Annotated in this window: 4 protein-coding genes; all 4 read right to left on the bottom strand. The window is 70.8% G+C overall.

What is annotated here, in order from left to right; translation table 11 throughout:
* Window positions 1-141 precede the first annotated feature (141 nt).
* Window positions 142-1,560 (bottom strand): histidine kinase, encoded by a 1,419-nt coding sequence (locus HET64_RS36525; RefSeq protein WP_215111535.1) that lies wholly within the window; start codon window positions 1,558-1,560, stop codon window positions 142-144.
* Between the two features lie 137 nt (window positions 1,561-1,697).
* Window positions 1,698-2,585 carry a DUF5936 domain-containing protein gene (locus HET64_RS36520; RefSeq protein ID WP_215111534.1) on the bottom strand — a complete coding sequence of 296 codons (888 nt, stop codon included), beginning with the start codon at window positions 2,583-2,585 and terminating at the stop codon, window positions 1,698-1,700.
* Window positions 2,586-2,639: 54 nt separating this feature from the next.
* Window positions 2,640-3,584 (bottom strand): type II secretion system F family protein, encoded by a 945-nt coding sequence (locus HET64_RS36515; RefSeq protein WP_215111533.1) that lies wholly within the window; start codon window positions 3,582-3,584, stop codon window positions 2,640-2,642.
* Window positions 3,585-3,594: 10 nt separating this feature from the next.
* A complete protein-coding gene (locus HET64_RS36510) occupies window positions 3,595-4,932 on the bottom strand; it encodes a CpaF family protein (protein ID WP_215111532.1) in 1,338 nt (445 codons plus the stop codon).
* Between the last annotated feature and the right edge of the window lie 87 nt (window positions 4,933-5,019).

Here is a 5,019-nt window from a genome sequence, read left to right as displayed (position 1 = left end):
GTCCGGCGGGGCCGGGGGCCTGGGCGAGCGGGATGTGCGCCGACGTGTACTGGGGCGCGTGGTGGTGAGCCGACGCCCCGTTGCGGTTCGGCACGGGGGAGACATCGTCCGGCATGCTGCGACCTCCTCTCAGGGTCGGGATCATGGGTGGGGGGTCGTGACGTTCTCGGGCGTGAGCGACGGCGCGAGCGGTGGTGAGGTCCCCGGCGCGAACGGCGGCGCGTAGGCGGGCGGGGAGGACGACGGGGTGTTCTCCACGGCGGCCGGGCCCGTCAGCGCCGCCAGGGGGAGCTCCACCCGCACCTCCGTGCCCTTCTCCGCGTTCCCGCGGCCGATCCGGATACGGGCCCCGATGGAGGCGGCGCGCTCCACCATGCCGACGAGGCCGAAGTGGCCGGCCCGGCGGAGGGTGTCGAGCGTCGTTCCGGCGGGGAGGCCGCGCCCGTCGTCGTACACGCTGATGCGGAGCATGTCGCCCTTCACGCCCGCGAGGACGATCAGGTACGAGGGGCCCGCGTGGCGGTGGGCGTTCTCCAGGGCCTCGGAGGCGACGGTGAGGAGCTGCCGGGCGACCGCCTGCGGCACGGGCGGGACCGGGGTCTCCTCGGCGAGGCGGCGGAAGGTGGCCGCGACCGGGTGACGGTCGGTGAAGTCCTGTGCCTGGGCGGACAGTTCCGCAACCAGGTCGACGCCACCCTCCAGGCCCTGCTCCCGGCGCAGGTCGGTGAGCAGTTCCCGGGACTCGGCGGCGGCCCGGCGGGCGGCGCGGGCGACCAGTTCCGCCTGGAGTTTCACGGTGGGCGGGTCCATGCGGCCGGCCGAGCCCGCCAGTCCGTCGGCGGCCAGCGCCAGGCCGTGCAGGGTCTTGGCGACCGAGTCGTGCATCTCCCGCGCCAGGCGGGTGCGTTCGCCCTCCACCGCCTCGTTCACCGCCAGCCTCGCCCGGGTCTCGGTGAGCGCCTGGGTGGCCGTCCCGAAGCGCAGGAGGAGATTGCGCAGGGTGACCCCGACCGCCCCGGCGATCACGCAGAAGCCGGGCAGGAGCAGGGCCGGCGCCCCGCCCGGCTCCAGCTTCGGGACGCTCGCGTACACGCCGAAGACGATGACCACCTGGAGCGCCGCGAAGACCGCCGCACCGCGCCAGCCCTGGACCAGGCCGGCCAGCAACGGGGTGCAGACGGTGACGTAGGCGAGGGTCGACTCGGGGGTCGCCGTGATCAGCAGCAGAGCGCCGAAGAACACGTCGACGGCCAGGAGCCAGGGATGCCGCAGGAGCACCGGGCCGAACCGCTCCCAGTCCCGGAACAGCAGGTACGAGCCCATGAAGGTGACCAGGATCGCCGAGCCGATGAACCAGGTGGGCAGGCCGGGGGCGGTGTGACTGATGGCGTACGGGGTCGCTATCGCGATCATCGCCAGGCGGAAGCCGAAGACCTGGCGGCACATCGCCTGGAGGGCGTTGACCTGGATGGCGAAGGCCGGGCGGGCCGGGGTGCCGGTGTGGGCGCGGGTCAGTTCCGCCGCCAGTCCGGGCTGGGCTCCGCTGAGCTGGAATGCCATGTGCCTGTCACCTCCGTCTCATTCCCCGTAACGCTCGTGCGCCGTAACGCTCGTGCTCCGCAAGGCCGGCCGGCCGGGCGCTTCAGCGAGCGTTTCGGAACGTAGGGGTTCCGTCCCCATCCGGCCCGTCGTTCATGTCATCCGCCCGTGAGGGACGTGAGGTCGACGTCGGCTCCGTACACGAATCCGACGGTGAGGAGGAGCAGCGTGCCCGGGAGGAGGAACGTGGTCACCGCGAACGTGGCCTTCGGGACCGCCCTGGCCGCCTTGCGGCGGGCGTTCTGGGCGTCGGTGCGGCGCATGTCGTTGGCGATCTGGATGAGCGTCTCGACGATCGGCGCGCCCAGCTCCTCGCCCTGCTGGAGCGTGGTGACGAACATGGCGACCTGTTCGGAGTCGTTGCGTCTGCGTAGTTCCTCGAAGGCCTGGCGACGGCTGACACCCATGTCCATCTGCCGGAGCGTGATGCGCAGTTCGTCCGACCAGGGGCCGTCGTACTTCTCCGCGACCCGGTCCAGCGCCTGCCGGAAGCCGAGCCCGGCCGAGACGACGACGGCCAGGACGTCGAGGAAGTCCGGCAGGGTCCGCTCGATGTGCTCACGGCGCACCCGGATCGCCGACCAGATCCCGGCCTCCACCCAGAACAGGCCGAAGGCGACCATCAGGAGGGCCAGGAACAGCTGGCCGCGCAGGAGCATCGAGAACGCGCCGAGGACGCCCAGCGCGCCGTAGACCGCGCGGCGGGCCGCGTAACGGTCGAGGGTGAGGCCGCCGGGGTTGCCCGCCAGGTCGATCTGGCGGCGCTTCTTGTTGACGGCCTTGGGGCCCATCATCCGCAGCACCATGGGGGCCCAGCGGATGCCGAGGCGGTCGATGCCGGAGCCGACCGCGCTGGTGCGGGAGGCCCCTGACTCCAGGGCCACGGCCAGGTCGCCGGGGAGTTTCGCGTCGGCCCGGTACATCCGGATGCCGTGGATGGCCCCGTAGACGGCGAGGCCGACGGCCAGGGCTAGCAGCAGGTCCATGTCCGTCCCCTTTCTTCCTGGTTCCTGGTCTCGGACATCGGCTGGTTCCTGGTCTCAGACATCGATACGGGAGAAGCGGCGGATGACGACGAAGCCGATGGCGTAGAGGACGATGGACACGACCACCGCCACCTGGCCGAAGAGCGCCCCCGTCATACGGTCCAGCGCGCCGGGCATGACCGCGTTCATCAGCAGCATCGCGCCGATTCCGAAGAGGGGTACCGCGTAGGCGGTGACGGTGACCTGGGAGAGCTGGGTCTTGACCTCGCGGCGGGTCTCCTTGCGCTCCTCCAGGGTCTCGGTGAGGTTGCGCAGCGAGCTGACGACCGTACCGCCGGCCCGGTTGGAGAGGACCAACGTGGTGACGAGGACGACGAGTTCGCGCGACGGCAGGCGGTCGGTCAGCTCGCTGAGCGCGTCCTCCAGCGGCTCGCCGACGGCCAGCCGCCTGGCGACCCGGGCCAGCTCCTCGCCGGCCGGGTCCTCCAGTTCCTCGGCCGCCATCGACAGCGAGGTGCGCAGGGCCAGGCCCGCCTGGGTGGCGTTGGCGAGGATGCGGGAGAGCTCGGGGAGCTGGTTGATGAAGCGCTCTGTGCGCTTGACCCGCTGCCAGTTGAGGAACGCGTTGGTGCCCCAGAGGCCGATCAGGGCGGCGACCGGGCCGAAGAACGCGGCGAGCATGGAGGAGGCGATCATCCAGAGCCCCGCCATCGCCACGAGCGCGTAGACGAAGAACTCGCCGGGCGTGATGTCCATGCCGGTCGCCGCGAGCTTGAGCTCCAGTTTCCGGCCGAGCGCGGTGGTGCGCAGTCTGCGGTCGAACCCCTTGAAGCGGCGGGGGCGGCCCGTCTCCGGGATCTGTCCGACGTGGGAGAGCCGGTCGACGAGGGCGTCGCGGTCGGCCTTGCCGCCGGAGTAGGCGTGCAGGCCGATCACGCCGAGCACACAGGCCAGCAGCGTGACGCCGACGGTGACCAGGGGGAGGTTGACGTTGTCCATGGCTCGGTACCTAGTTGGCCTCTCGGGTGGCGAGCTGTTCGGCGGACTGGGCGACGCCGAACGCCTGCGGGATGGGCTGACTGGCCAGGTAGAGGCGCTCGGCGAGCTTCCGGGGCAGCGGGAGGTACTGGAAGTCGCCGTGGATGCGGCCGTCGGGGGCCATCGGCTGTGCGTTGAACCGCGCGACCGTGACGATGCGGTACGGGTCGCGGCCGTGCGAGTCGAGGACGGCGATCTCGGTGATCTTCCTGGTGCCGTCGGCGTGCCGGGTGAGCTGGACGATCACGTCGACGGCGCTGTTGATCTGGTCGTGCAGCGCCTCGAAGGGGATCTCGACCTCCGACATCGAGGCGAGGGTCTGGAGACGCATCAGCGCGTCCTCGGCGCTGTTGGCGTGGACGGTGGCCAGCGAACCGTCGTGACCGGTGGACATCGCCTGGAGCATGTCGAGGGACTCACCGCCTCGGACCTCACCGACGACGATGCGGTCGGGGCGCATACGCAGCGAGTTGCGGACCAGGTCGCGGATGGTGATCTGGCCCTTGCCCTCGACGTTCGCCGGCCGGGTCTCCAGCCGGATCACATGGCTCTGCTGGAGCTGGAGCTCGGCGGAGTCCTCGATGGTGACGATGCGCTCGACGTTCGGGATCAGTCCGGACAGCGCGTTGAGGAGGGTCGTCTTGCCGGTGCCGGTGGCCCCGGAGACGATGATGTTGAGTTTGGCCTGCACCAGTCCGGCGAGCAGGACCAGCATCTGTTCGTCCAGCGAACCGAAGCCGATCATCTCCTGGAGCGTGAAGGAGCGGGGGAACCGCCGGATGGTGAGCGTCGCGCCGGTCAGCGAGAGCGGCGGGATGATCACGTTGACACGCTCACCGCTGGGCAGGCGGGCGTCGACCATCGGGTTGGACTCGTCGACGCGGCGGTTGACGGTCGACACGATCCGCTCGATGGTCTGCATCAGCTGTTCGTGGGAGCCGAAGCGCATCGGGAGCTGTTCGACCCTGCCGTTGCGCTCGACGAAGATCTGGTCGGGGCCGTTGACCATGATCTCGGTGATGGACGCGTCCTCCAGGAGCGGTTCCAGGATGCCGAGTCCGAGCGCCTCGTCGACGACGCGGCGGATCAGCTGTGAGCGTTCGACGGTGGAGAGGACCGGGCCCTCGCGGCTGATGATGTGGCCGAGGACGCGCTCCAGCCGGGCCCGCCGGTCGGCGGCGGCCAGCGAGGACATCTCCGCGAGGTCGATCTCCTCCAGCAGCTTGGCCCGGTAGGTGGCCACCATGTGGCCGTCCTCCCGTGCCCCGCCCTGTTCCTCAGGAGCGGTCATGCGTGCCCGCAGGCTCATCGGCGTAGCTCTCCTCGGTGTTCGCGGACGGTGCTGGTCCGGCAAGGTCCGTTCCGGCCCCGGTCAGGGCCGGGGGCGGGGATGGGG

Source organism: Streptomyces sp. McG3 (assembly GCF_018619185.1).
In the GTDB taxonomy this organism is placed as follows: domain Bacteria; phylum Actinomycetota; class Actinomycetes; order Streptomycetales; family Streptomycetaceae; genus Streptomyces.
Note: the sequence above shows the minus strand (reverse complement) of the source record. Positions and strands in the feature narration are given on the sequence as shown.

What these genes read in the sequence shown, in the direction of transcription:
- HET64_RS36510 (WP_215111532.1), bottom strand. Translation starts at nt 4,932, where the DNA reads ATGAGCCTGCGGGCACGCATGACCGCTCCTGAGGAACAGGGCGGGGCA.
- HET64_RS36525 (WP_215111535.1), bottom strand. Translation starts at nt 1,560, where the DNA reads ATGGCATTCCAGCTCAGCGGAGCCCAGCCCGGACTGGCGGCGGAACTG.
- HET64_RS36520 (WP_215111534.1), bottom strand. Translation starts at nt 2,585, where the DNA reads ATGGACCTGCTGCTAGCCCTGGCCGTCGGCCTCGCCGTCTACGGGGCC.
- HET64_RS36515 (WP_215111533.1), bottom strand. Translation starts at nt 3,584, where the DNA reads ATGGACAACGTCAACCTCCCCCTGGTCACCGTCGGCGTCACGCTGCTG.